Source organism: Streptococcus pacificus (genome assembly GCF_016481305.1).
In the GTDB taxonomy this organism is placed as follows: Bacteria; Bacillota; Bacilli; order Lactobacillales; family Streptococcaceae; genus Streptococcus; species Streptococcus pacificus.
Genome location: NZ_JAENBO010000001.1, coordinates 305,527 through 331,664, shown reverse-complemented (window position 1 = coordinate 331,664; position 26,138 = coordinate 305,527). Strand labels below are relative to the sequence as shown.

26 protein-coding genes and 1 other annotated feature are annotated in these 26,138 nt (G+C 34.9%); of the genes, 4 read left to right on the top strand and 22 right to left on the bottom strand.

The window, feature by feature from the left end; all coding sequences use genetic code 11:
• Positions 1-6: 6 nt before the first annotated feature.
• Positions 7-1,992 carry an excinuclease ABC subunit UvrB gene (gene uvrB, locus JHK62_RS01480; RefSeq protein WP_199574908.1) on the bottom strand — a complete coding sequence of 662 codons (1,986 nt, stop codon included), beginning with the start codon at positions 1,990-1,992 and terminating at the stop codon, positions 7-9.
• A 156-nt stretch (positions 1,993-2,148) separates the two neighbouring features.
• On the opposite strand from uvrB, the gene JHK62_RS01475 reads away from it, so the two are divergent.
• Positions 2,149-4,302 (top strand): ABC transporter substrate-binding protein/permease, encoded by a 2,154-nt coding sequence (locus JHK62_RS01475; protein WP_199574907.1) that lies wholly within the window; start codon positions 2,149-2,151, stop codon positions 4,300-4,302.
• Positions 4,302-5,042 (top strand): amino acid ABC transporter ATP-binding protein, encoded by a 741-nt coding sequence (locus JHK62_RS01470; RefSeq protein WP_199574906.1) that lies wholly within the window; start codon positions 4,302-4,304, stop codon positions 5,040-5,042. The genes JHK62_RS01475 and JHK62_RS01470 overlap by 1 nt, the downstream gene beginning before the upstream one ends.
• 43 nt (positions 5,043-5,085) lie before the next feature.
• Here JHK62_RS01470 and JHK62_RS01465 read toward each other — a convergent pair whose 3' ends face one another.
• The 7 genes from JHK62_RS01465 to JHK62_RS01435 all read right to left on the bottom strand — a co-directional run bounded on the left by JHK62_RS01465 (position 5,086) and on the right by JHK62_RS01435 (position 10,424).
• Positions 5,086-5,244: a hypothetical protein gene (locus JHK62_RS01465; RefSeq protein ID WP_199574905.1), complete on the bottom strand. Its 159-nt coding sequence runs from the start codon at positions 5,242-5,244 to the stop codon at positions 5,086-5,088.
• A gap of 10 nt (positions 5,245-5,254) precedes the next feature.
• Positions 5,255-6,565, bottom strand: a complete 1,311-nt coding sequence (obgE, locus tag JHK62_RS01460) for a GTPase ObgE (protein ID WP_199574904.1) — start codon at positions 6,563-6,565, stop codon at positions 5,255-5,257.
• 50 nt (positions 6,566-6,615) lie between these two features.
• Positions 6,616-6,744: a DUF4044 domain-containing protein gene (locus JHK62_RS01455; RefSeq protein WP_199574903.1), complete on the bottom strand. Its 129-nt coding sequence runs from the start codon at positions 6,742-6,744 to the stop codon at positions 6,616-6,618.
• A 135-nt stretch (positions 6,745-6,879) separates the two neighbouring features.
• A complete protein-coding gene (locus JHK62_RS01450) occupies positions 6,880-8,040 on the bottom strand; it encodes an Mbeg1-like protein (RefSeq protein ID WP_199574902.1) in 1,161 nt (386 codons plus the stop codon).
• Positions 8,041-8,141: 101 nt separating this feature from the next.
• Entirely contained in the window at positions 8,142-8,438 is a 297-nt protein-coding gene (locus JHK62_RS01445) for a rhodanese-like domain-containing protein (RefSeq protein ID WP_199574901.1), read from the bottom strand.
• Positions 8,431-10,086 (bottom strand): FAD-dependent oxidoreductase, encoded by a 1,656-nt coding sequence (locus JHK62_RS01440; protein WP_199574900.1) that lies wholly within the window; start codon positions 10,084-10,086, stop codon positions 8,431-8,433. Before JHK62_RS01440 ends, JHK62_RS01445 begins: the two co-directional genes overlap by 8 nt.
• Positions 10,083-10,424: a rhodanese-like domain-containing protein gene (locus JHK62_RS01435; RefSeq protein ID WP_199574899.1), complete on the bottom strand. Its 342-nt coding sequence runs from the start codon at positions 10,422-10,424 to the stop codon at positions 10,083-10,085. The genes JHK62_RS01440 and JHK62_RS01435 overlap by 4 nt, the downstream gene beginning before the upstream one ends.
• A gap of 133 nt (positions 10,425-10,557) precedes the next feature.
• Here JHK62_RS01435 and JHK62_RS01430 point away from each other — a divergent pair, with 133 nt between their 5' ends.
• Positions 10,558-10,815: a metal-sensitive transcriptional regulator gene (locus JHK62_RS01430; protein WP_199574898.1), complete on the top strand. Its 258-nt coding sequence runs from the start codon at positions 10,558-10,560 to the stop codon at positions 10,813-10,815.
• Positions 10,816-10,864: 49 nt separating this feature from the next.
• Here the strand turns inward: JHK62_RS01430 and lepA are convergent, their stop codons facing one another.
• The 6 genes from lepA to JHK62_RS01400 all read right to left on the bottom strand — a co-directional run bounded on the left by lepA (position 10,865) and on the right by JHK62_RS01400 (position 15,301).
• Positions 10,865-12,700, bottom strand: a complete 1,836-nt coding sequence (gene lepA / locus JHK62_RS01425) for a translation elongation factor 4 (protein WP_199574897.1) — start codon at positions 12,698-12,700, stop codon at positions 10,865-10,867.
• Positions 12,701-12,817: 117 nt separating this feature from the next.
• Complete coding sequence (gene rplT, locus JHK62_RS01420; protein WP_199574896.1) at positions 12,818-13,177, bottom strand: 50S ribosomal protein L20; 360 nt, start codon at positions 13,175-13,177, stop codon at positions 12,818-12,820.
• A gap of 45 nt (positions 13,178-13,222) precedes the next feature.
• Positions 13,223-13,423, bottom strand: coding sequence for a 50S ribosomal protein L35 (gene rpmI / locus JHK62_RS01415; RefSeq protein ID WP_018369531.1), 201 nt, complete (start codon positions 13,421-13,423; stop codon positions 13,223-13,225).
• Positions 13,424-13,457: 34 nt separating this feature from the next.
• Positions 13,458-13,988, bottom strand: coding sequence for a translation initiation factor IF-3 (gene infC, locus JHK62_RS01410; RefSeq protein ID WP_026216725.1), 531 nt, complete (start codon positions 13,986-13,988; stop codon positions 13,458-13,460).
• Positions 13,989-14,002: 14 nt separating this feature from the next.
• Positions 14,003-14,128: a sequence feature (ribosomal protein L20 leader region), on the bottom strand.
• Positions 14,129-14,142: 14 nt separating this feature from the next.
• Positions 14,143-14,832: a (d)CMP kinase gene (gene cmk, locus JHK62_RS01405; protein ID WP_199574895.1), complete on the bottom strand. Its 690-nt coding sequence runs from the start codon at positions 14,830-14,832 to the stop codon at positions 14,143-14,145.
• Positions 14,833-14,842: 10 nt separating this feature from the next.
• Positions 14,843-15,301 carry an SAG1386/EF1546 family surface-associated protein gene (locus JHK62_RS01400; RefSeq protein WP_199574894.1) on the bottom strand — a complete coding sequence of 153 codons (459 nt, stop codon included), beginning with the start codon at positions 15,299-15,301 and terminating at the stop codon, positions 14,843-14,845.
• Positions 15,302-15,346: 45 nt separating this feature from the next.
• Here JHK62_RS01400 and JHK62_RS01395 point away from each other — a divergent pair, with 45 nt between their 5' ends.
• Positions 15,347-15,541: a ferredoxin gene (locus JHK62_RS01395; RefSeq protein ID WP_199574893.1), complete on the top strand. Its 195-nt coding sequence runs from the start codon at positions 15,347-15,349 to the stop codon at positions 15,539-15,541.
• On the opposite strand, the gene JHK62_RS01390 is transcribed toward JHK62_RS01395, so the two are convergent.
• The 8 genes from JHK62_RS01390 to JHK62_RS01355 form a co-directional block, all read right to left on the bottom strand.
• The gene (locus JHK62_RS01390; RefSeq protein WP_199574892.1) at positions 15,531-16,019 is read right to left on the bottom strand and encodes an EbsA family protein; all 489 of its coding nucleotides are present in this window, start codon (positions 16,017-16,019) and stop codon (positions 15,531-15,533) included. The genes JHK62_RS01395 and JHK62_RS01390 overlap by 11 nt on opposite strands.
• Positions 16,020-16,055: 36 nt before the next feature.
• Positions 16,056-17,282, bottom strand: coding sequence for a peptidase T (gene pepT / locus JHK62_RS01385; protein ID WP_199574891.1), 1,227 nt, complete (start codon positions 17,280-17,282; stop codon positions 16,056-16,058).
• 136 nt (positions 17,283-17,418) lie between these two features.
• Positions 17,419-20,265: a GBS Bsp-like repeat-containing protein gene (locus tag JHK62_RS01380; protein ID WP_199574890.1), complete on the bottom strand. Its 2,847-nt coding sequence runs from the start codon at positions 20,263-20,265 to the stop codon at positions 17,419-17,421.
• Between the two features lie 126 nt (positions 20,266-20,391).
• A complete protein-coding gene (locus JHK62_RS01375) occupies positions 20,392-22,119 on the bottom strand; it encodes a GBS Bsp-like repeat-containing protein (RefSeq protein ID WP_199574889.1) in 1,728 nt (575 codons plus the stop codon).
• A gap of 247 nt (positions 22,120-22,366) precedes the next feature.
• Positions 22,367-23,794 carry a DUF2142 domain-containing protein gene (locus tag JHK62_RS01370; protein ID WP_199574888.1) on the bottom strand — a complete coding sequence of 476 codons (1,428 nt, stop codon included), beginning with the start codon at positions 23,792-23,794 and terminating at the stop codon, positions 22,367-22,369.
• Positions 23,781-25,043 (bottom strand): MATE family efflux transporter, encoded by a 1,263-nt coding sequence (locus JHK62_RS01365; RefSeq protein WP_199574887.1) that lies wholly within the window; start codon positions 25,041-25,043, stop codon positions 23,781-23,783. The genes JHK62_RS01370 and JHK62_RS01365 overlap by 14 nt, the downstream gene beginning before the upstream one ends.
• Entirely contained in the window at positions 25,036-25,377 is a 342-nt protein-coding gene (locus JHK62_RS01360; protein ID WP_199574886.1) for a DUF2304 domain-containing protein, read from the bottom strand. Before JHK62_RS01360 ends, JHK62_RS01365 begins: the two co-directional genes overlap by 8 nt.
• Position 25,378: 1 nt before the next feature.
• Positions 25,379-26,074: a glycosyltransferase gene (locus JHK62_RS01355; protein ID WP_199574885.1), complete on the bottom strand. Its 696-nt coding sequence runs from the start codon at positions 26,072-26,074 to the stop codon at positions 25,379-25,381.
• Between the last annotated feature and the right edge of the window lie 64 nt (positions 26,075-26,138).

The following is a 26,138-nucleotide window of genomic DNA, read 5'->3' as shown; positions in this document are numbered from 1 at the left end:
TTCTCCTTAATCCATCGTTTTTAATTCTAATATCATATCACGAATCTGAGCGGCCAACTCAAAGTCAAGAATTTCTGCTGCTTCTTGCATTTGACCTTGAAGTTTTTTAATGGCTTCTTGTCGTTCTTTCTTGGTCATCTTATCGTATTCAACAGGCTCACTGTCTTTAGCCACACTTTTTGTAATGGCAATAAGATCTCTGATGTCTTTTTTAATTGTTTTTGGCGTGATGCCATGTTCTTCATTATAAGCCATTTGAATCTCACGACGGCGTGCGGTTTCTTTGATGGCTTGGCTCATTGAGTCTGTCATTTTATCCGCATACATAATCACGCGCCCATCAGCATTTCTCGCAGCACGTCCAATGGTTTGAATAAGACCACGTGTATTTCTAAGGAAACCTTCCTTATCAGCATCCAAAATAGCCACTAAACTGACTTCTGGCACATCAATCCCTTCGCGTAAGAGATTAATTCCAATCAAAACATCAAACACACCCAGCCTTAAATCTCTAATAATCTCTGTACGTTCTAAGGTTTTGATATCAGAATGCATGTATTTAACCTTGATGCCCATCTCTTTAAAGTAATCGGTCAGATCCTCAGCCATTTTCTTGGTTAGCGTTGTGATAAAGGTTCTCTCACCTCGACTGACACGCTCATTAATCTCACCAAGTAGGTCATCGATTTGTCCCATGGTTGGTCTCACATCAACAATCGGGTCAAGAAGACCAGTTGGGCGGATAATCTGCTCAACAACAGTATCCGTTTGTTCCATCTCATAATCACCAGGTGTCGCTGACACGTAAACAATTTGGTGAACATGCTCTTCAAATTCTTCTCTTCGTAGTGGACGGTTATCCAAAGCACTTGGTAATCTAAAACCATAGTCAACTAGCATTTGTTTTCTTGAACGGTCACCATTGTACATCCCTTTTATCTGACCCATCGTCATATGACTCTCATCAATCATGATTAAAAAATCATCTGGAAAGAAATCCAACAAGGTAAAGGGTGGCTCACCTTCACTTCTTCCGTCCATATGGCGAGAATAATTTTCAACGCCATTAGTATAGCCCATCTCACGAAGCATTTCGATATCATATTCGGTGCGTTGTTTTAGCCTTTGAGCTTCTAGTAGCTTGCCCTCTTTTTCAAAAACGGCTAATTGCTCTGTTAACTCTGCTTGAATTTTAGCAATAGACTCTTCCATTCGTTCTTCGTTGGTCATAAAGTGGGTTGCAGGAAAAATACCAAGATGTTCAACCTCGCCGATCACTCGACCTGTTAATGATTCTATTTCTCTTATCCTATCAATCTCATCACCAAAGAATTCAATTCTAAAAGCATGGTCATCTCGACTTGCTGGAAAGACTTCAACCACATCGCCACGCACACGAAAACGCCCACGCTGAAAGTCAATGTCATTTCTTTCAAACTGGATATTGACCAAATCATTGAGTAATTGATCTCTTGAAATCTCAAGTCCTGGTCGTAAGCTAACAACACTTTCAGCATATTCAGTGGGAGACCCTAGTCCATAGATACAACTGACTGATGCTACAACAATCACATCATTTCTTTCTAATAAGGCAGATGTGGCACTATGTCTTAGTTTATCAATCTCGTCATTAACAGAACTGTCTTTTTCAATATAGGTATCACTAGAAGGCACATAAGCTTCTGGTTGGTAGTAATCATAGTAGGAAACAAAATACTCTACCGCATTATCAGGAAAGAATTCTTTAAATTCGCCATAAAGCTGACCTGCTAGTGTTTTGTTATGAGCAATAACAAGCGTTGGCTTGTTAACCTTTTGAATCACCTGACTCATTGTGTAGGTTTTACCTGTTCCTGTTGCTCCTAGTAAAATTTGAGCTTTTTCGCCACCTTCAATATTATCAACTAAAGTTTCAATCGCCTGCGGTTGATCTCCTGAAGGATCGTATTTTGAAACTAGTTTAAAGTGGTTATCATTTTTTCGATTTATCATAGCTTTACCTCTTAAGTTATTTTATCATAAAGCCTTAGGATTTTCATACCTTTACCTCACTAACTTATGTTATATTTTATTACATTGAATCGAGTTTATTTGTTATTTGTCCATTTTTGTGTTATAATTTTTAACAATACACTTTAAGGAGATCAAATGAAGAAAAAACTATTATTACTGTTATTATCGATAGCTTCGCTATTTTTTATAACAAAACAAACTATTTTTGCAGATACGTTTTCTATCGTTTCTGACGCTACATCAGCACCTTTTGAGTTTAAAGATTCCGATCAAACTTACAAGGGAATAGATGTTGATATCATTAACAATGTTGCTGAAATTTCTGGTTGGGACTACGAAATGACTTTCCCAGGATTTGATGCTGCTGTCAATGCTGTTCAAGCAGGACAAGCTGATGCTATTATGGCGGCGATGTCAATTACAGAAGATAGAAAGAAAGTATTTACGTTCTCAGATTCATACTATGATTCTAAAATTGTTATCGTCACAACCTCTAACAATAAAATCACTGACTATAAAGAGTTAAAAGGAAAAGTTGTTGGTGTTAAAAATGGAACCGTTGCCCAAGGCTTTCTTAATAACAATAAAGAGAAATATGGCTACACTGTTAAATCATTCGACACAAACGATCTCATTTACAGCTCACTAAAATCTGGCGCTGTAGATGCTCTTATGGATGATAAACCTGTTGTTCAATACGCCATTAATCAAGGAAAAGATCTTCGATTTGATATGGAAGGCGAGAGTGTTGGTAGTTTTGCCTTTGCCGTTAAAAAAGGCAGCCAGTACGAATACTTGATTGATGATTTTAATAAAGCTCTTAAAGAAATGAAAGAAAATGGTAGCTATGCCGCCATCATCGAAAAATGGACATCACGTGATGCAGATGCTAATGGGGACTCCTCTAAAAAGGCAACTCCACTAAAAGAAACATATAAACTTGTTTCTGATTCTTCATTTGCTCCCTTTGAATATCAAGATGACAACGGTCAGTACGTTGGTATCGACTTGGAACTTATCAAAGCGATAGCTGAGCACCAAGGCTTTTCAATAGAAATTTCCCATCCTGGTTTTGATGCCGCTTTAAATGCTGTTCAGACAGGACAAGCTGATGGTGCTATTGCAGGTATGTCCATTACTGATGAAAGAAAAAATATTTTTGATTTTTCTGACCCCTACTATTTATCCAACATTATTCTAGCAGTAAAATCTGGTAGTCCAATTACAAGTTATAAAGACCTAGCTGGTAAAACAGTTGGTGCAAAAAATGGTACTTCTTCTTATCAATTTCTAGAAGAACACGCCAGTGAGTACGGTTATGTTTTAAAACCTTTCGACGAAGCTTCTGGAATGTATGATAGTCTTAACTCTGGTTCTTTAGATGCTTTAATGGATGATGAGGCCGTTTTAAAATATGCAATTGAACAAGGTCGTGAATTTGACACACCAATTCCTGGAGAACCTTCTGGGGAGTATGGTTTTTCAGTTAAAAAAGGAAGTAATCCAGAATTAATTGAAATGTTTAATAATGGATTGGCTGCTTTGAAAGAAAATGGCGAATATGATAAAATTATTGCAAACTATTTAGGCGAAAAACAAAGTCAAGAATCATCTGTTGATGAAACTACTATTTTAGGTTTGGTTTCAAATAACTACCAACAATTATTGACAGGACTTATGAGAACACTTGGCTTAGCTATTATTTCCTTTGCGATAGCCATCGTTATTGGTTTGATTTTTGGTATGATGAGTGTTAGTCCAATTAAGGGTCTTCGCGTTATCGCTTCTATTTTTGTCGACGTTGTTCGTGGTATACCGTTAATGATTGTTGCGGCATTTATCTTCTGGGGAATTCCCAACCTCATCGAATCAATGACTGGTCAACAAAGTCCTATCAATGATTTTGTTGCAGGAACTATCGCTCTTAGTTTAAATGGTGGTGCTTATATTGCCGAAATTGTTCGGGGAGGTATTGAAGCTGTAGCTGCTGGACAAATGGAAGCCAGCCGAAGTTTAGGGGTTTCCTACACAACTACAATGAGAAAAATTATTCTTCCTCAGGCCGTTCGATTGATGCTCCCTAACTTTATTAACCAGTTTGTTATTTCACTTAAAGACACAACCATTATATCTGCCATTGGTCTAGTAGAACTTTTCCAAACTGGTAAGATTATTATTGCCCGTAATTACCAGAGTTTCCGTATGTATGCCATTTTGGCAATCATGTATCTCGTAATCATCACTCTATTAACTAGACTAGCAAAACGACTAGAAAAGAGGTCTAACTAATGACAACATTAAAAATTGATGTTCAAGACTTGCATAAATCATTTGGTAAAAATGAAGTTCTTAAAGGAATCACCACCCAGTTCCATGAAGGAGATGTGGTGTGTATCATTGGTCCATCTGGTTCAGGGAAATCAACCTTTTTAAGAACTCTTAATCGACTTGAAAGTATCACCAGTGGTAAGGTAATCGTTGACGGCTTTGATTTATCCAATAAGGAAACCAATGTTGACAAGGCAAGAGAAAATATCGGAATGGTTTTTCAACACTTCAACTTATTTCCGCATATGACTGTCCTTAACAATGTTATCTTTGCACCCGTCGAACTTGGAACATATTCTCAAGAAGAAGCAAAAACGATTGGTTTAGACTTACTTGAAAAAGTTGGGCTTTCTGATAAGGCAAATGCCTATCCAAGTAGTCTTTCAGGTGGACAAAAACAACGTGTGGCCATTGCTAGAAGTTTAGCCATGAACCCTGATATCATGCTCTTTGATGAACCAACTTCTGCACTTGATCCGGAGATGGTTGGTGATGTATTAAACGTTATGAAAGATTTAGCTGAGCAAGGTATGACCATGTTGATAGTAACCCATGAGATGGGCTTTGCAAGACGTGTGGCCAATCGGGTTATCTTTACTGATGGTGGGGAGTTCCTTGAAGATGGTACCCCTGAAGAGATTTTTGATCATCCTAAACACCCTCGACTTAAAGACTTTCTTGATAAAGTTTTAAACGTCTAATAAAAAGACCTGACACAATGTGTCAGGTCTTTTTTGCTATTGTTTATTTTGTCTCTTTTAGCTTTTTTTCTCTTTCCAAACGAAATTTTCTGTTGGGATTAAGCTTGTTAAAGAGTTCTTCTAGTTTTTCAGGTGTCCAGATATCAGCAGCTGATACAAAGTTGCCATCTTTATCTTTAAACGAAATAGGTTTATCTCCCATATCAAACTCCTTAATCTATAAATTCAAACTCAAAGCTACCAATTCTCACAATGTCACCATCTTTGGCACCTCGTTCACGGAGTGCTTGGTCGACACCTAACCCACGTAATTGGCGAGCAAATTTCATAATAGACTCATCACGCTCCATATTAGTCATGACAAAGAGTTTTTCAATCTTATCACCAGACAATACCCAGGTAGCATCATCATCACGACTAATAGAAAAGGCTTTTTCTTCTTCATCAAAGCCATAATAAGCTTCATCAAGCATCTGACTTTCTTCATAAAGAGGAAAGCTCTCAGTTTTTGATAACAATTCAGCCGTAGCATCTAGTAGTGCTTCCAAGCCTTGATGGGCTATCCCTGAGACAGCAAAAACCATTGGAACCTGATCAAATTCATCATAGTTTTCTTGCAATTTTTCTTTAAAGACTTTTAAGTTTGCTTGACTTTCAGGCATGTCCATCTTGTTTGCGACAATTATTTGGGGACGTTCCATCAAACGCAGATTATAACTTTCTAACTCTTTATTAATGGCTAGATAATCTTCATAAGGGTCACGTCCCTCACTGCCACTCATATCAATGACGTGAAGAATCACTCGTGTGCGTTCAATGTGACGTAAGAATTGTGTCCCCAAACCAACACCTTGGTGAGCACCTTCAATCAAACCTGGAAGATCAGCCATGGCAAATGATTCACCAGATTTTGTTCTGACCATGCCAATATTTGGAACGATGGTTGTGAAATGGTAAGCTCCAATTTTAGGTTTAGCCGCTGAGACAACACTAAGTAATGTTGATTTCCCAACTGAGGGAAAACCAACAAGACCGACATCCGCTAAAATTTTAAGTTCTAACTCGAGTTCTCTCTCCTCCCCTGGCTCACCATTTTCAGAAATTTCTGGCGCAGGATTTCGTGGTGTGGCAAAACGAATATTGCCTCGACCACCGCGGCCACCTCTTGCAACTATAAATTCTTGACCATGTTCAACAAGGTCAGAGATGACTTTACCTGTTTCGGCATCTTTGATGGTTGTGCCTTGGGGTACACTGACATAGAGGTCTTCTGCTCCTTTACCATGCATTCCTTTAGACATTCCATTTTCACCTGGTTTAGCTTTAAAATGACGATTGTATCTAAAATCCATCAAGGTTCTAAGCCCTTCATCGACTACAAAGATAACATTACCACCGCGGCCACCATCACCGCCCCATGGACCACCATTTGGGACATATTTTTCTCGTCGAAAGGCAACCATCCCATCACCGCCACGTCCTGCTTTAACTTGGATTTTAGCAGTGTCTAAAAACATACTCATAATTTTTCCTACTTCTTTCTTAGTAGAAAAAAACGCTAAAAAGCGTTTTTCTACATGATTGCACTAAGTGCACTTAATAAAATTGATCCCACTGTAATAAAAGCCATCAAAAGGACAACAACAATTGTTACCTTTTCAAATAATGTTTTCTTACGTGGTCCGTTTTCTCCAAAAGCCACTATTTCATACCTCTTCTTCTGATTTTTCTCTTCATCTATCTTAACATGATTCTCTTAAACACGCAAATGTAAAGCCGATGGCTACTATGAAAACTGTTTCTAAAAATAGTAGCGAATAATTAATGTCATCAGCTATTAGTCATCTTTATCAGAAAGAACCCAAGCTAGAAAATCTTTTGCAATTTCTGGACGGTAATCTAATGCTTTTTCTAGCGTCTTCTTATTGAAAATCACAAGCATGGTTCTTAGAGATTTTCGCATTATTTTTTTCTCTTTTGGACCTAATTGAACAATTTCTTTGAGTAAATGAGCAAAGGTTTTTCGTTTATTGTTTTTTAAATCATCTAAACTTTCAACACCAATATCAAAGAATAAATCAAAGAAAATATCAAAGAAGGTTTCTAATTCTTTCGTTGTTAATTCTTTTTGCCATAATTTGAAGGTTTCTTCTAAAGCCTTACTAATAATTGTCGTATCTTTAGCAAGAAGAAATTGATTCTCTTTGACTTGCCACTGCGATACTTTATGTTGTAAGAAGCCAAAAGACTTACTTTCTACGACTTTAGCGTTTAAGTCTGGTCTTAACATAACACCAACTATCGATTCTTTAGGGATAATAGAGATAATTTTTGGTTTAATCAAAGAGTAGCAAGACGCCTCTAACAAAGACTCGTAATGACCAGGCGAATCTAGGGCATAGATAGCAGTAATTTGTTTTTGGTAAGATTCATCAATCATACTTGTAGCATATAAGGCTAAATTCCCACCTTTAGAATGACCCGAAACAACAACGTCTCCTTGCCAATCGGTTAAAAATGTCGTGAGATAATTGAGAGCAGACTTATGAGAGGGCATTGTCTGCATATAGGTCATTTTAGCATCTTCTTTCCAGCCAATTAAACTATCATCAGTGCCTCGAAAAACGACTTGAGTGTAATTAATAGAAGGTAGTCTAAAAACCATAGCAGAAAATTGTTTTTCAAGAACAGGATTAATGTCATTAACATAATAACCAATTTCAATATCACCATAGCGCTTCGAGTTAAGCATTTCTTGATATAAAGTCACTCGTTCTTTTGTTGTCATGAAGCTATATTCAGACTGATTAAACAAACGATGATTGACTGCTTCAATTTTCTTAATTGAAATAAAATTCATTCTATCTGAAAAATCAATGGCTTCTCCAATCGGTAGATAACCCAGTTCATTAATGCTTGCAATATCAACTTCATTGATGGGCATCTCTTCAAATAATGTGTTACGATTTCTTTTGACATAATCAATAAAATTTGACATTTTCTTATTCCTGTTCTCTTAGACTATCCTTTATCATATCATAAATTTATAATTAAAGGGTAAATAACACGAAAAAGATGCCCTATAAGAGCATCTTTTACTTATTCTAATGCACCCTGCCAAGCACTAGTGCCACCTTCAATATTTGTCACATGAAACCCTTTTTCATCTAAAAATTGGCTGGCCATAAGCGATCGACTTCCTGATTGACAAACAATAAAATAGTCTTTGGCTTTGTCAAGGGTTTGAAAACTAAACTGAAGTTCACTAAGAGGTAAATTTTGAGCACCAGGAATATGCCCACTCTCATATTCATCTCTTTCACGAACATCTATGAGATTAACTTGTTTTTGTTGGTGCAATTCTTTAAAAGAAGGCATTGGAATACTTTTAATCATGACTAATCTCCTTTGGTCTTACAGCATTATAAAGCGAATAAGCACCATCTAAGTTCTTAACCTTAAAGCCTTCTTGTTGTAGCAGGCGTTCAGCAATGTAACTACGAAGCCCACTATGACAGCTAACAATATAAGTATTAGATTTGTCTAATTCTGATAAACGAGCACGTAAGCTATCAAGCGGAATATGAATATAGTCTTTGAAATGGCCTTTTTTAACTTCAGGAGTTGTTCTAACATCTAAAAGTTTAGCACCATTTTCTAATGCTTTTGGTAACTCATGCCACTGAATGTTTTGGCTAAGGCCTTCTGCAATATTGATAGCTGCATAACCAATCATATTAACTGGATCTTTTGCTGAGCCAAATGGTGGCGCATAAGTCAATTCTAGTTCAGGCAAATCAAAAATAGTAAGATTTCCTTTAATAGCAGTAGCTAAAACGTCAATACGCTTATCTACTCCTTTTTGACCAACACCTTGAGCTCCATAGATTTGACCTGTTTGACGATTAAAAATTAATTTAAGGGTAACGTCTGTGGCACCAGGATAATAGGAAGCATGGTCCTTCCCAGAAGTATGAACAACAGAGACATCATAACCTAAAGATTTTGCAACACGCTCACTGAGACCGGTTGATGCTGCTGATAAATCAAAGACGCGAACAATAGCTGTTCCAATTGATCCTTTGTTTTCTCTCTTTAAGCCAGCAATAACATCTGCAACTTGTCTTCCTTGGCGATTAGCTGGTGAAGCAAGAGAAACAAGCGCATCTTCTTTGGAAATTTGATGATTGACAACAATGGCATCGCCTACCGCATAAATATTTTCTTGACTAGTTTGATAGTGATCATCAACTAAAATACCACCTTTTAAGCCGAGGTCAAGACCCGCTTTTTTGGCTAACTCTGTATCAGGTTGGATACCTACTGATAAAAGCGTCAAATTAGAATTAAGGACGTCGCCATTTTCTAGAATGAGCTTGCTTCCTTCTTCTTCAAAACGAACCACTGACTGGCTAGTAATGACCTTAACACCATTTCTTTCAAGAGCATTTTTAACAAAAATTGCCATTTCTTCATCTAAAGCTGGTAAAACATGTGGGGCTTTTTCAACAACAGTAACCGCGATACCTTTTTTAGTGAGGTTCTCTGCCATTTCAAGACCGATAAAACCAGCACCAACAACCACTGCTTCTTTAGGCTGAAGTGCTTCAATATGTTTCATAATCTTATCAAGGTCTGGAACATTTCTAAGATTAAAAACGTTTTTTGCTTGTTCAAGATTTTCAATAGGTGGCACGAAAGGTTTAGCACCTGGTGATAAAATGAGTTTATCATATGTTTCTACAAATTCTTGACCATCATGTTTCACTGTAACAGTTTGATTTGAAGGATCAATCTCAGTCACTTCATGAAAAGGACGAACATCTAAGTTAAAGCGTGCCTGTAAACGTTCTGGTGTTTGAACCAACAATTGGTCTCTGTCACTAATTTCACCTGAAACATAATAAGGAAGACCACAGTTAGCGAAAGAAACAAATGGCCCTCTTTCAAAGACAATAATTTCCGCATCTTCCATTAAACGTCTTAAACGTGTCGCTGCTGACATACCACCAGCAACACCGCCTACAATAACAACTTTTGTCATTTTTGACCTCCTATTACTTTACCTTGCCATTGACTCATACCACCACGGACATTAACAACTTTATACCCTTTTTTACTAAGGTGGTTGGCTGCTTTTTTACTACGCATTCCAGATTGACAAATCACATAAACAGTTTTATCTTTTGGCCCAACAAAACTATTGATTTGACTTAAAGGAACGTTTCTTGCTTTAGAAATATGTGATTGCTTAAATTCTTCTGGTGTTCTGACATCAATTAACTGAACCGTTTTAGAAGCTAGAATATCAGCTAGTTCATTGGTTGTAATTGATTCAAATGGTTCTGAAAATAATGCTTTTATACTTTCAATAAATGTCATATAGACCTCCTTTTATATACCCCTACCGGTATATTAACACAAGTAAAAATACTTGTCAAAGAAAATGATATTTTTCTTATTTGACGAAAATAAGGACAAATAGTATATTAGTTATACAAGGAGTGACAGATTAATGACATCAAAAAAAGATATTTTAAATCGCCTCAAACGAACGGAAGGCCAATTGAGAGGCATTCAAAAAATGGTTGAAGAAGACCAAGAATGTATAGACATTGTAACACAGTTGAGTGCTGTCAGATCAAGTATTAATCGGATTATGGGCTTAGCAATTGCTAATAAAGTTATAGAATGTGTAGAGCACCCTGATAGTGATCCTATTAAGCAAGAAGAAAAATTAAAAGCTGCTATTGATTTGGTTGTCAAGAAATAATAACAGTAAAAACCCACTAGAAACTTGTTTCTGGCGGGTTTTCTTATTATCAAGATTTCTTATTATCATCATCCATACTAAGGACAGATAAGAAGGCTTCTTGAGGGACTTCTACAGACCCAATAGATTTCATTCGTTTTTTCCCTGCTTTTTGTTTTTCTAAGAGCTTGCGTTTACGAGAAACATCTCCCCCATAACACTTAGCAAGAACATTTTTACGAAGTGCCTTGATATCAGATCTGGCAACAATTTTCTGACCGATTGCCGCTTGAATAGGCACTTCAAACTGTTGACGAGGAATAATTTTCTTTAACTTCTCAACAATAATTTTACCGCGTTCATAGGCAAATTCTTTATGAACAATAAAACTAAGCGCATCCACTTTATCACCGTTTAAAAGAATATCCATCTTAACCAATTGAGAATTCCGATATTCAGAAATTTCATAGTCAAAACTGGCATAACCACGTGTGGATGATTTTAATTTATCAAAGAAATCAAAAACAATTTCAGCTAGCGGAATATGATAAATCACATTAACACGATTATCATCAATGTAATCCATGGTTACAAAATCACCACGTTTTCTTTGTGCTAATTCCATCACTGCACCAACAAATTCCTGTGGGACCATGATTTGTGCTTTAACGTAAGGTTCCTCAATACTGTCAATTCTTGTTGGGTCTGGAAATTCACTAGGATTTGAAACTTCTACCACTTCACCATCAGTCGTATTCACATGATAAACTACAGACGGTGCTGTCATGATGAGATCAATATTAAACTCACGTTCCAAACGCTCTTGGATAACATCCATATGTAAGAGACCTAAAAAACCACAGCGAAAACCAGAGCCAAGTGCTTGCGAGGTTTCTGGTTCAAATTGAAGACTAGCATCGTTTAATTGCAATTTTTCCAAGGCTTCACGCAGGTCATTGTATTTATTGGAATCAATTGGATAAATCCCTGCAAACACCATTGGATTTAACTGCTTGTAACCTGCTAGAGCCTCTGTGGCTGGATTATTAGCTAGAGTCACTGTATCACCCACACGAGTGTCTGCCACAGTTTTAATGGCTGCAGCGATGTAACCAACATCCCCTGTTGCTAAAAAGTCGCGTCCTACAGCTTTAGGAGTAAAAATACCAACTTCAGTGACATCAAATGTTTTGCCATTACTCATCATTTGGATTTTATCGCCTGGTTTAACAATGCCATCCATAATCCTAACTTGAAGAATAACACCACGGTATGCATCATAAGCAGAGTCAAAGATAAGAGCTTTTAATGGTGCTTCAACATCTCCTGTTGGCTCAGGAACGTATTCAACGATTTGCTCTAAAATCTCTTCAATCCCAATTCCTGCTTTGGCAGATGCTAAAACAGCCTCGCTGGCATCAATTCCAATAACGTCTTCTATTTCATGACGCACTCTTTCAGGTTCAGCAGCCGGTAAATCAATTTTATTAATCACAGGCAAAATTTCTAGATCATTGTCTAGTGCTAGATAAACATTGGCTAAAGTCTGCGCTTCAATACCTTGAGCAGCATCTACCACTAAAATAGCACCTTCACAGGCCGCTAAACTACGTGACACTTCATAGGTGAAATCGACGTGACCCGGGGTATCTATTAAATGGAAAATATAAGTTTCACCATCTTTGGCGGTATAATTTAATTCAATAGCATTTAATTTAATGGTGATGCCACGTTCACGCTCAAGATCCATACTATCAAGTAATTGGTCTTGCATTTCACGGCTTGAAACTGTTTCTGTTTTTTCTAAAATACGGTCAGCTAAAGTGGATTTCCCATGGTCAATATGAGCAATAATTGAGAAATTTCTAATCTTTTTCTGCCGTTCTTTGAGTTCTTTTATATTCATATCTATTTCCTATCAGATTTAGTCAGCATTACTATTATATATTAAATCACTGAATTAAGCTAGATTGAAAAAATTAAAAAATCACTACTAAATCAATTAGTAGTGAAATAATTGCCATTATTTTGCTAATTTTGCTTTAGCAGCGTCAGCAAGAGCAGTAAATGCTGCTGCATCATTAACTGCTAAATCAGCTAACATTTTACGGTTAACTTCGATTTCAGCTAATTTCAAACCATGCATCAATTGTGAATATGATAAACCATTCATACGAGCAGCCGCATTGATACGTGTAATCCATAATTTACGGAAGTCACGTTTCTTTTGACGACGGTCACGGTAGGCATAGTAATAAGAATTCATTACTTGTTCTTTTGCAGTACGGAACAAGATATGTTTTGAGCTATAGTAACCTTTTGCTAATTTTAAAATACGTTTACGACGTTTGCGTGCAACAACGCCACCTTTAACACGTGCCATTTATAATAATCCTCCAAATAATTCTATTAATATTCTAGTGTTCGCTTATTTAAGACCAGTAAGCATTGCTTTAATACGTTTGAAATCTCCACTGCTTACCATTGAAGCTTTACGAAGATGACGACGTTGTTTCTTAGTCTTACCATGGAAACGGTGTGATGTATAAGCACGGAAACGTTTTAAGCCACCTGAACCTGTACGTTTAAAACGTTTAGCTGATGCGCGATGTGTTTTTTGTTTTGGCATTTTTAATACTCTCCTAAATAATAATGTGTTACATTTATTTCTTTTCAGAAATAGGGGCAAGTTGCATAAACATTTGACGACCATCCATTTTAGCTCTTTGCTCGATGATCGCAATATCTTGTGTTGCTTCAGCAAAATCTGAAAGAACTTTTGCACCAATTTCTTTATGGGTAATCATACGTCCTTTAAAACGAACTGAAACTTTAACCTTATTTCCTTTTTCAAGGAATTTACGGCCATTACGAAGTTTTGTCTCAAAGTCACCCTTGTCAATAACAGGGCTAAGGCGTATTTCTTTAACAGTCACAACGCTTTGTTTCTTGCGTTGTTCCTTTTGTTTTTTCTGATACTCAAACTTAAACTTACCATAATCCATGATTTTAGCAACAGGTGGTGTTGCTTGTGGTTGAATAAGTACCAAGTCAACATTTGCTTCATCAGCAAGTGCTTGGGCTTCGTTGAGCATTTTAATTCCTAATTGTTCGCCCTCAAGACCAACAAGACGTACTTCGCGAACGCGAATTTCATCGTTAATGAACAAATCCTTCTTAGCTATGTTCTTCACCTCTTTTATTTTTTAGAGAAAAACGAAAGCGGGCCTGATTAACAAGCCCGCACTACATTATATTTCATCATTGAAATGTGTTATGTAGAGCCAGACAACGTTAATTGCAAGGCGAGAAGTTCTCACTTCTGCTTTTCCCATTAATACCATAATACTACATTTTATTTTCACTGTCAATGATTTTATTTGCTTTTTCTAAAATAAAGTCGACAACTTCTTCAATGGTCAAACCGGTTGTGTCTAGAGTAATCGCATCTTCTGCCGCTTTTAAAGGAGAAACCTTACGGTGACTATCTTTGTAATCTCTTTGAGCAATTTCTTCTTTTAAAGTCTCTAAATCAGTAGGAATACCTTTTTCTAGGTTTTCTTTATAACGACGATTAGCTCTTTCATCAACAGAAGCAATTAAAAAAATCTTTAATTCTGCTTTAGGTAAAACAACAGTACCGATATCACGACCATCCATGACAATACCACCTTCAAGTGCAATACGTCTTTGAAGATCAACTAACTTTTCTCTCACCTCAGGAATAGCAGAGACCCAAGAGACATTTTTCGTTACTTCATTTTGACGAATAATATCTGTAATATCAACATCTCCAACAAAAACTCTGGGATTGCCGTCATTACCGTGACCAAAAGATAAGGGGAACTGATCTAGCAAAGCGATAATCTCTGGAACTTGCTCAGCCGTCAATTGATGTTTTAAAATCAAATATGTCATCGAGCGATACATTGCTCCAGTATCAAGGTAAGTATAGTTTAATTTTCTTGCAATTATTTTAGCAACAGTGCTTTTCCCGCTTGAGGCAGGACCATCTATAGCAATTTGTATTGGTGTCATTTTTTCCTCTTTATTCAACAAAAACTTCATCTCCTGGGTGAGCTAACCAAGACCCAGTGCTCATTTTATCTGGGTTTAGTTCATATAATTTTTCAAGTGAAATACCCCCACGCTCAGCAATACGCGACGGGCCTTCTCCAGCTTCTACAGTAATTGTTTTTCTATTTTCTTTTGGTGTTGTTTCTACTGTTGTTTGTGTTTCTTTTACTTCTTCTACTGATGTTGTTTCTTGTTCAACGTTTTTTGTTGTTCGATCTGGGTTATAAAACGCCTCTTCAAGGGATTGTTTTTCAGAACCACCATTTGCAGTATAGATAACAATTAATAAGATACCAACAATAATAGCAAAGAAGACAACTAATAAAATTGTCAAAAATGGCGTACTGATCACTGTACTCACTTTATGTTTTCGAGAGTTGTTTTGCCTTCTTTCAGCAAAAACTTTCGTCTCCCATGGTTTCTTTACCATATCTTCTCCCTTGTGAAATCTTGAAATTAGTATTACAATAATACTATGAAAGTAACGATAATTCCAGAAAAATGTATAGCTTGTGGACTTTGCCAAACCTACTCTGATGTATTTGATTACTATGACAATGGTATTGTTAAGTTTTCAAACTCTGAAGAGTTAACTCAGGAAGTCCCTAATTCAGATAAGACACTATTAGCTGTCAAATCATGCCCAACGAAAGCTCTTACTACACCGTAGGAGCTTTTTTATTATTCTTATAAGCTTCAAAATAATCAAGTTGAATAAAATTATCAAGTAACTCAACTTCTCCTTGAAAAGAGTCACAGACTGCTAGAGCATCTAAAAAATATTTTTTAGGCCATTTTCTCATATAAAACAGGTGGCGTTCACCATTATTTAAGACTATCGTTAGTGTTGATTTAGTAACATTTATTTTAGAGATGTCTGAAATCAAAAGCCTTTTCTTAGAAAAAATGTTTAAAGTGACAATTCTTAAATAGCCAGTTTCTTCGATAATAAAATAACGATGGAGACCAAATCCTGTCAAAAGAAGAAAAATACCAAATAATAAAAATATTTGAGATGACATACTTGTCTTTTCATAGAGCAGAGATAAGGCAACAAAAATTGGAATAAAGGTTAAAGACCAATAGCTAATCAGCCATGATAATTCTGGTTGAAAGTGATATCTCATTTTTCCAAAAATTTTAATCATTGCGACCTCCTTCTCTGTTATAATCAATCTATCATTTTAATCTTTATAGCTAGCAATGCCAATAATCACATCAACAGCCTTTTGCATAGTTTCTAAACTAACAAATTCAAAACGTCCGTGCATATTTTCACCACCAGCAAAAATATTTGGTGTTGGAATGCCCATAAAGGAAATTTTAGAACCATCAGTTCCTCCACGAATAGGTTCAATCACTGGCTTGATGTCTAGATTTTCCATGACTTGTTTAGCAATTTCAACACTAGTCATATCTTTTTCAATGACTTTTTTCATATTGTAATAACGATCAGACAGAGTCACTAGTACTCTTTCTTCACCAAGATCATCATTCATTTGTTTGGCAATATCAGCCATCAAGGCTTTACGTTTTAAAAAGTTTTTATCCTCAAAATCTCGGATAATGTAGCTAGCATATGCTTCTTCTACAGTACCACTTAAACTTAAAAGATGGAAGAAGCCTTCATAACCCTCAGTTAATTCTGGACGATCTGTCTTAGGCAGTTGCTCATGATAATCCATCGCTAATTGTAATGCATTAACCATTTGGCCTTTAGCAGTTCCTGGATGCACATTTCTTCCTAAAAATTGAATTTCTGCACCAGCTGCACTAAAAGTTTCATACTGAAGTTCACCAAGTGGGCCACCGTCAACGGTGTAGGCAAAATCAACATCAAAATCAGCAACATCAAATTTATTTGCCCCAATGCCAATCTCTTCGTCAGGACCAAAACCAACACGAATTTCACCATGTTTTATTTCTGGATGATTAACAAGATAGGCCATCGCAGTCATAATCTCCGCAATCCCTGATTTATCATCAGCACCTAGAAGCGTTGTTCCATCAGTCGTGATGAGGGTTTGACCATGATAATGATTAAGATTTGGAAAATCTTTTGGGTTTAACTGATAAGATGTTTGCCCTAATTGGATGATACCACCATCATAATTAGTAATCACCTGAGGATTTACGCCTTCAGCATTAAAATCAGCCGTATCAACATGGGAAATAAAACCAATTTTTCTAGTCATAGACTCATCATTGGCAGGTAATGTACCCACAAGGTAACCATTATGAGAAAGATAATGAACATTTTCTAGACCGATGCTCTCCATCTCAGGTTTTAACACATTTAATACAAAGTCCTTTTGAGACTCAGTCGTTGGGGTTGTCGTACTGTCTGGATTACTACGTGTATTAATCTTAACGTATGTTAAAAATCGGTCTAATAATTTATCGTAAGTCATTGCTTTACCTCGTTGTCTAATTTCCTTTCTATTATACCATAAAACGGTCTTAGTATAACGTAATATTAGCATGAAAAAACCTTTCTTTGCCATTTTTTTACAAAGAAAGGTTTTTTATTCATGTATTAATCATCTCTTATTGATAAGTGCGATAATATTTCTTAATACCGGCTACAATACCATCAGCTAGTTTTGCTTGATAAGACGGTTGGATAACCTTATTATTTTCAGAACGATTTGATAAATAACCAAGTTCAACCAAAACAGCTGGTGCTGTTGTCTCTCTTAAAACGGCAAAGGTTTCACGCCTTACCCCTCTATCTGGGGCACCCGTTCTTTTAACCGTTTCTGATTGAATCGCATTAGCCAACACTTGGCTTCTTGCTAATCGTTCAGGATTGTTGTGGTAAGTCTTATTAATGCGAGAAGGGTACTCTTGATAATATTTGTACATATAGGTTTCAATTCCGCTAATACTACTATTAACTGACGCGTTGAAATGCATGCTTAAGAACAAATCCGAATTAGAAGCGTTTGATTTTTTTGAACGATCTAGTAAATCGACATAAACGTCTTCTGATTCACGTGTTGTGACAACTTTATAGCCTTCTTTTTCTAAACGCTGTCTCACCAAATTTTGCATTATTGTGGTCAATTCTTTTTCTGAATGACCAAAATAAGCGGCACCTGGATCTCTTCCGCCATGTCCTGCATCAAGATAAACCACACGATTAATCACATCATAATTTCCTTGTGAAGCCGATCCCTTAATATTGGAATTTAACATATGATTACCTAGATTAAAGCCAATTTCTTGACCGTCCGTATTTGTAACATAGGCATGAACAGTATAGTTACCTTTTTTATGTTGGTGATTAGCTTGGTTGACATGAACAACAATTGAACCATTTCTGACACTATCAGAAACATACCAAGAGAGGTTTTCTTGCTTACTTTCTGACCAAGCCGCAACACGAACAGATTTTATCTTTGGTGAGGTTGGTGTTTCCGAAATAAGGACATCTAAAGTTCCCTCATTAGGTTTATGATTGGTTACAACTGCTGTTATTTTGCCTTGTTCTACCTTTTTCACATTAAAGCCTGGACTAGCAGATAATCCAACCAAACGATTACCCTCTAGTTGATTGTAACCATAGATATGAACACTGTAATGACCTGAATCAAAGTGATGATTTCTCACATCAATTATTGATTTGTAACTCGTTGAAGAAATTTTAGCAGCTTTTTCCCATTTCAAATCATCTTGACCTTTGTTGTCAGACCAAACGGGAGTAACAATACCACTAAGATATAGAGGCACATCACTCACAACCACTTCATAGTTAGTTGCAGAAAGTTTGTTAATAGCAACCTTGATATTTGGTTTAGAAATAGTTAGCTTGTCAGCCTTTAATCCTTTTAATTGGCCACTTTGAGTAACATAGGTATGAATATGATATGTACCATATCCTTTATGATTAGTATAGTTAGCTGTCGCTACACCATTAGAATTTGCTGCATACCATTTCAAATCATCTTGACCTTTGTCGTCTGACCAAACGGCAAAACGAATTTGTCTTAAATCTTTAATACTATCAGAAGTTAGCTTGATTTCTATTCCTTGTGAAGTCAACTTTGAACTGATTTTATTGGCGGGTTGTGGACGATTAATATAGTGTTTACCAAGATCTGTCCCAATCGTTTTTCCATCACTATAATCAGTGTAAACATGAACAATATAAAAATCACTGGTATTACTGTGGTTAGCAATATCTACTTGGGTAGTTGCTTTGTTGTTTGAAATTGCTGGTGTGTACCATTTTAAGTCATCTTGACCTTTCGCTTCTGACCAAACGGCCACTCGAACATACCGAGGGGTTTTTGTCGATTGACTGGCATCCACAACTACACTGAAGGTACTATTGTTTTTATTGTAACCTTGAAGACTAACTTTTGCGTATGTCTCCTCTTGTTTATTCTCATGTTTAAAACCTGGTGTAGCCATTAAACCAATGAGTGATTTGGTTATTTCGCTATAACCATAAAGGTGAACATGATAAAAACCAAAATCATTTTTATGATCTTTGACATTGATTAGCGTCTCATATTGAGTTGGTGATAGTTGTTTGGCTTGATACCATTTCAAATCATCCTGACCATTTTTATCAGACCATATTGGTACCACAATACTTTTTATGGTTTGAGGCACATCACTCACATTAATACGATAGTGATTATCATCAGCTTTTGTGATTTGGACTTTAGGGGTGGGTTCTTTAATAGTAATCGTTGTTGCATTTAAGCCAATCATACGCCCACTTTGGTTGGCATAAGTATGCACATGATAAAGACCATAGGACTTATGGTTTTCATAACTAACATAAGCAACACCACCTGTTTCGGCACGATACCATTTTAAATCATCTTGACCGTTTTTATCCGTCCAAACCGCAAATAGAATACTTGTTTGTTGGGGAATTTCTCTTTGATATTGGAGACGTAGCCCTGTTGTGCCTTCTGAAACATCCGTCACAACTTCAGCATTAGCTGTTCCAGGTTTCGCTCTAAAACCACTTGCGTTAGTGGCTTCGTTGTCCCGATTAGCAATTTCTTCTTCATTTTTACCATTGCTATTATTGTTGATTAGCTCTTGTTCCTCTTTTGAAGCATTCACTTCTTCAGTATCAGAAACTGAGCTTGTTGTATCTTCAACAGAAACGGCTTCTTCTTTTGATACTTTCTCAGAAGAAGATAGTTCATCTGATGACTTGTTTTCTTGAGAAGAATTTAAGTCACTAGGTGAGACTAAGCTTGTTTCTAGAATAGTTTGACTAGTTGAAGGTTCGTTACTAACAACTTCCTCTACTTTGGGGACTTCTACCTGAGTGATGGTATCATCTGCCAAAACCATTGAAGGGTATAGCAAGATACTTGTAGCGATAGGTAGAATGACTGTCCATTTCTTTTTTGAAAATAGCATCATTTGACCTCTTGTCTTCAAATTTTTTCTTTATTTTAGCATTTTTAGGGTGGTACTTCAAGATTAATGGTAATAATATTAATGAAATAATAAATAAAAAAAGACTCATAAAGAGACTTTCAGTTGTTGTTATTGATAACTCGCAAAACTATAATAAAATTGTGGCCGCAATACACGCCAATGAACTTTAGTTTGCACGGTATTATAATTTAATTCACTGATGAGAAAACTGCCATCAGAATTGACATGTTCGACAAAGGCAACATGACCATACTGAGGATAAGTGTGATCATAGCCTCCTTTGACTGACAAAACAGAACCGACAGTTGGTTTGTTACTACGATGCCAACCGCGACTAGTTAAACTATTAACCCAGTCTTGACCATTCCCTAACCAACGATAAACAGCAAAACCATGCGTTTCTCTAATTCGGTTGTAGACATAAAAGGTACACTGGCCTTGACTGTAGCTTGTTGAAATATTGTCATAACCACCATATATTGTTCTTGAAGTTGGAGATTTGTAAGTTAATAAATTTTGATAATTTGATGGCATATAATACTGTGAAAAGTAAGCATAGCTTGTTTCAGACCTAGCTTTTAGCGAAACTTGAGACAAGGGATAACCTCTCGTTTCACCGTCATTATAAGTAATATAGACATGAACATGATAAAGACCGTTTCTATTGGCATGATTTTTAACATCAGCCTCTATTGAAAATGTGCCATTATTTGTGTGTTGACTCTGATACCATTTGAGGTTACCTTGATTAGCATCCGACCATACAGCAACACTTATCTGTTTGATACCTTTTGAGTGAAGCGTTTCATTAACATTGACAGAAAAAACGGAAGAACTCCCTTTAACATAAGTGCTTGCCATTTGAGGAGATTCATAGTTCCCAATAGTATTCACAACAAATCCAGAAGTGCTTTGCAATCCCTTTAAACCAGTATAAAGATCACTTCTTCCATAAAGATGAACACTGTAGTACCCTAAATTAAAGTGATGGTTCTTAAGAGGTACCATTACCTGATAAGTAGTAGCATCAATTTTTGTCGCTTGATACCATTTGAGATCATCTTGACCATTTTTATCCGACCAAACAGGAACAAGAATACTTCTCATATGTTGAGGCACATTGTTTATCGTGACTTGATAAGCTGTGTCTTTAATTTTGCTTATTTGATAATTAAGTTGAGGTTTGTTTAACCTTAGAGTTTTAGAACCAATAAAACTAGAAGAACCATTTTTAAACCAATAAGTATGAGCATGGTATGTTCCAAAACCTTTATGATTAATATAAGGAGCAACTACCTCTCCTTCACTGTCATGACGATACCACTTAATATCATCTTGACCATATTCATCAGACCAAATAGCAGTCATCAGATAACCATCAGTAGGATTTATTGAGTTTGAAAGTTTAAAACCATCTGATTTTGTTTCAACTTTAGGCTTAGAAATGTTAAAAGCAACTTTACCAAGATTTTTTCCTTCTACATGACCACTTTTATCAGTTGTGTAAACATGGGTAATGTAATGACCTGTTTTAGACTTGTGATTTTTAACATTAAAATGAAAAACCATTTCCCCATTATCATTGTAGTGAGCTTCATACCACCTTAAATCATCCTGTCCGCCCTCATCTGACCAGATGGCAACTTTCATCTTGGTAATATTATTTTGGTTAGATGGTTCAAGTAATAAAACATCATAAGTTCCTAATGATTTGTTAATATTATCAATATAAATTTGACCAGAGTCAGTTTCATTAGCAAAAATTGTTGTAGTCAAGCATATAAAATAAGATAGTAAGAAACAACAACTTAATATTAAATTTTTCTTTTTACTCATTTTTCTCCTTTCTTTTGTTAGAAATGTATTTCTCATTAAGAAAATTATTTCCCACACTAAATTATTCGAAAATAGTTTATTTGTTTTTTAGAAATATTAAAAGGACTGAGCTCTGTGAAATACAGAACTCAATCCTTACCTTAATTAAATTATCTAACTTTTGAAATCACTTCATCTAGAGAACACCTCTTTTAATATTTAGAAAGTACAACTGAAAGACTAAAAATAAAGATAGTAATTTTGTAATCTATAACTGAATAAATAAGAAAATAAAATAATAAATTAGTGGTACTAATCCTGATAAAACAATGAACATAATTGTCTTTTTATTTGTATTAATTTTTTTAGGTGCAATAGATAACAAAAGCAACCAATACGGTAAAAAATAACGGGGTTGAACACCATCAATTTGAGGAGCTGCTACAGGAGTAAATTGTAAATAAAGAAGCAAAAAAGTAATGGCTACAATAACAAGGAAACCAATTATTTTGTATGCATTGAAAAAGAAAACAAATTTTTTATTCCAACTATTGTCATATTCAATAACGTTATCACTAATTAAAGTACTCAATGTCACAGAAATGACTATAAAAAAGGAAGAAAGCATGGGTAATTGCATGTAATTCGCCGAATCTGCATACCCTAACTGCATTCCAAAGAAATTATAATTTGATATTTCTTTTACCAGTAAAATAAGAACTGTCTTAGGATTTGATTTAAGAAATGCGACTTGCTTAGAAATATCAGCAGCCACACCAAAATAATGACTACTGTCAACATTTCTAACTATAAACAACCAAAGTAAGGTTATAAAAGCCAGGAATAAGATGAGTGACAAAAGGTATAGAGACTGCTTCTTAGTAAGAACTTTGTTATGTAATCCTACAATAATTACAGGAATCGTTAGAGCAACTAATAAAAAAGCAGGAGGTTTAGCAAAAATCAATCCTAAAGAAATCAGGCTATAAATAATGATTTCATTTTTAGTGATTCTATCAGTTCGTTGTATTGATTTATAAATTAAACTAAGACTATAGGCAATAAATAAAGAAGTGATTCCAAAAACAAAACTATCAGCCGTTACACTTGACATACTTAAGAAGAAAGGAGGACACAGTGCAATCAAACTTAGTGTTAATTTCCCAAAAGGGATAATTCTAATCGCCAAAATTAATAATACAAAAGAAACTAAAAATCCTGAAAGTCTCATTAAAATAAATTCGCTAGTTACACTCAAATGTAAAACTTTATTTATGAGAACAATAAAGGAAAAAGGAAAATATTGAAATGGCATGTAACTAACGGCTGTTACACTAACTTTATAGATGCTTTTATCATTAGACCTTATAGAAGCATAATCTTCCATCCAATTGGGTTCAATTGCTTCAATTTCTTTATCAAAAAGTTTACTATTAAATGCTTTAGTTATAAATTCATTTTGAGTTTGAGAAATTTTGCCACCATATTTTGTATTGTCCTGTTTTTGCGTTTTTAGAATATCACCATTTGCAATTTGAATACTTCTCACATAGTGTATTTCCTCATCATACCATGTTGCAGGTTGTCTTAAGAAAATTGAGGAGAGGCCACTAATTAACAATAGAAATGTTAAACTTACTAAAACAGATGTCAAAAATTTATCTTTTGTTTTAAAGAAAATTTTAAAAATGTCCATTACTTCTCCTTTTTACAAATTGGAATACCACTATTGATAAAGTTAACCACACTACCATTGCAGTAATAAAGCTTAATGATGCTCCAAAAATTTGAAAATTTTCAACTAATTTATTAGAAAACAGTAAAGATACGATAAAACTTCCTGAATAAGGAATTATTAGGTATTTTTGGAATCTCATTGCAGTCAATATATTGTCAATAGCAGTTGCAAAACTTCCTATTGAACCTCCAATCATTATAACAATTAATGAAAACCAATATTCCTTTAATTCTATATTGTATAGAATTTCCAAAAATTTAATTCCAACAATTCCGCTACCAAAAATAATTAATATACTAAGGAAAAATAAATTAGAGAACAACTTTCTTTGCAAAATTTTAAACTGATGATTCTTTTGCTTAGCAATTGCTATGGCCATTTCTGTAATCACAGGTCTAAAAAATAACATCATCAAATTCATAACAAATGCAGGCATAAATAAGATATTAAAAATCGTTTGGGAGCCAAATGCTATTTTGCCTAAATTTGTCATTGTTTCCAAAGAAAACTTTGGTTGATTATAAATAAATATAATTAGAAAACCATTTATAAAGAGTGGTAAAGTTTCATTCATTAATTTTAAACATTTTACAAATGAATTTTTTGACAAAAGTCCAATAAAATCAACTTTATCAAATCTAATTGATTTCCTGATGTCATATAATGCTATAAATATAAAAGATGTTATGCAAAGCATTTGTAAACTAAAAAGTAAATCTCTAGTCATAAAAATCAAAATAGCAAAAATCAAAAAGATTAAAGAATTTCGAAATGTTAAAGATTTACCAGCAATATCTAAACGTTCATGTTGTTGAAATAAACCTTGAAATAAATCAGATAAAGCATCTGAAAGACGGTACAATGAGACATAAAAGATAACCTGAGATTTATAGATATCGTAATTAGTCAACATCAAATAAATGATTGTAATTGTAATCATTAATAGACAAGAAAATAGCCTTGCCAAAAAATATATAGAAAAAGAATACTTTTCTTCTATATCAGTTGCTTGAAAATTTCTAATTTGAAAAAGACCAATGACTACAAATAAATTGCCCAATGAGTAAGCAAACACATAACTATCTGAGTCAATCGTATTTAAAAATCTTGAAACGACAATCAGCAAAACAACTGAAATAACAGCGGTGGAAAGACTTCCCATCATATTCCAAAAAAACATTTTTTGATAAGATGTTAATTTATTCATTTCCTTCCTCTTTTTTTAACAGAGCAATTTCTTGGGCTAGATGTTTTAATTTGTGATTTTGAATAGAAATATTATTAGTCAAAGAAAAGATAATCATTAGACTTAAGCAGAAACCGAAGAAAAACAACATATTTGTTGGCGAATATATCCCTAATAAATTTGATATGAATTTTAGGAAATTAGGAAACCAAGCAAATATTAAGATAAAAAATGCAAGTATAAACCATGAAAGAGAATACCGAATAGCAAGTTTGTCATGTTTAATGAGCTTTATCACCCATACAATAAAACTAAATATTAAAATACTTACAAAAATTCTAGCTATACTAGACATATCATTTTTTTCCTCTCAATTTTACAAATAATATTGCTAAAGTCACTTTAATCATATAATAAATCGACTTCGACATTGAAATAGATGACACACCACCTATTCGTTCATTCATTATTACTGGGATTTCTTTAATATTATTCCCGTTAATTAGTGCTTCCACTACTGTTTCTGGTTCCGGATAATCATCTGGATAATTAAACGAAAAACGCTCAATCAATTTTTTGTTAACCATTCTCAGTCCAGAAGTTGCATCTGTAATAGTTTCACCTGTTATTAATTTAATTAACCATCTAAAGTAACGAATGCCTACCCGACGTGCAAACGAAGATTGAAAACCTTCATTTGTTATAAAACGAGATCCTATTACCATATCAAGATTAGATTCAGTAAGTTCATGAAGCATTTTCGAAAGAAAAAGAGGATTGTGCTGACCGTCTCCATCTACTTGAACAGCAACATCATAACCATTTCTTTGAGCATATCTGTATCCCGTTTGAACAGCACCGCCAATCCCTAAATTAATTGGTAATGAAATAACATTAAACCCATTTCTTTTGCAAATTTCAAGAGTATTATCTGTAGAACAATCATTAATAATAATATAATCAAAATCTGGAGCATCTTTTTCGATAGAATTTATAGTCCTCTCAATATTACTACTCTCATTATAAGCTGGAATAAGAATTATTTTCTTCACAGTCTTCTCCTAATTTTTATCATTGAAGTTTAGTTTTTCTTAATGTTTAAGTCAGTCAATAATT

Coding starts and splice junctions, on each gene's coding strand:
- JHK62_RS01360 (WP_199574886.1), bottom strand. CDS start 25,377: ATGTCTAGTATAGCTAGAATTTTTGTAAGTATTTTAATATTTAGTTTT.
- JHK62_RS01435 (WP_199574899.1), bottom strand. CDS start 10,424: ATGACATTTATTGAAAGTATAAAAGCATTATTTTCAGAACCATTTGAA.
- JHK62_RS01430 (WP_199574898.1), top strand. CDS start 10,558: ATGACATCAAAAAAAGATATTTTAAATCGCCTCAAACGAACGGAAGGC.
- JHK62_RS01380 (WP_199574890.1), bottom strand. CDS start 20,265: ATGATGCTATTTTCAAAAAAGAAATGGACAGTCATTCTACCTATCGCT.
- JHK62_RS01470 (WP_199574906.1), top strand. CDS start 4,302: ATGACAACATTAAAAATTGATGTTCAAGACTTGCATAAATCATTTGGT.
- JHK62_RS01475 (WP_199574907.1), top strand. CDS start 2,149: ATGAAGAAAAAACTATTATTACTGTTATTATCGATAGCTTCGCTATTT.
- JHK62_RS01445 (WP_199574901.1), bottom strand. CDS start 8,438: ATGATTAAAAGTATTCCAATGCCTTCTTTTAAAGAATTGCACCAACAA.
- JHK62_RS01375 (WP_199574889.1), bottom strand. CDS start 22,119: ATGAGTAAAAAGAAAAATTTAATATTAAGTTGTTGTTTCTTACTATCT.
- pepT (WP_199574891.1), bottom strand. CDS start 17,282: ATGACTTACGATAAATTATTAGACCGATTTTTAACATACGTTAAGATT.
- JHK62_RS01390 (WP_199574892.1), bottom strand. CDS start 16,019: ATGATTAAAATTTTTGGAAAAATGAGATATCACTTTCAACCAGAATTA.
- JHK62_RS01465 (WP_199574905.1), bottom strand. CDS start 5,244: ATGGGAGATAAACCTATTTCGTTTAAAGATAAAGATGGCAACTTTGTA.
- JHK62_RS01370 (WP_199574888.1), bottom strand. CDS start 23,794: ATGGACATTTTTAAAATTTTCTTTAAAACAAAAGATAAATTTTTGACA.
- rpmI (WP_018369531.1), bottom strand. CDS start 13,423: ATGCCAAAACAAAAAACACATCGCGCATCAGCTAAACGTTTTAAACGT.
- cmk (WP_199574895.1), bottom strand. CDS start 14,832: ATGACACCAATACAAATTGCTATAGATGGTCCTGCCTCAAGCGGGAAA.
- JHK62_RS01400 (WP_199574894.1), bottom strand. CDS start 15,301: ATGGTAAAGAAACCATGGGAGACGAAAGTTTTTGCTGAAAGAAGGCAA.
- obgE (WP_199574904.1), bottom strand. CDS start 6,565: ATGAGTATGTTTTTAGACACTGCTAAAATCCAAGTTAAAGCAGGACGT.
- JHK62_RS01450 (WP_199574902.1), bottom strand. CDS start 8,040: ATGTCAAATTTTATTGATTATGTCAAAAGAAATCGTAACACATTATTT.
- JHK62_RS01365 (WP_199574887.1), bottom strand. CDS start 25,043: ATGAATAAATTAACATCTTATCAAAAAATGTTTTTTTGGAATATGATG.
- uvrB (WP_199574908.1), bottom strand. CDS start 1,992: ATGATAAATCGAAAAAATGATAACCACTTTAAACTAGTTTCAAAATAC.
- rplT (WP_199574896.1), bottom strand. CDS start 13,177: ATGGCACGTGTTAAAGGTGGCGTTGTTGCACGCAAACGTCGTAAACGT.
- lepA (WP_199574897.1), bottom strand. CDS start 12,700: ATGAATATAAAAGAACTCAAAGAACGGCAGAAAAAGATTAGAAATTTC.
- JHK62_RS01440 (WP_199574900.1), bottom strand. CDS start 10,086: ATGACAAAAGTTGTTATTGTAGGCGGTGTTGCTGGTGGTATGTCAGCA.
- JHK62_RS01395 (WP_199574893.1), top strand. CDS start 15,347: ATGAAAGTAACGATAATTCCAGAAAAATGTATAGCTTGTGGACTTTGC.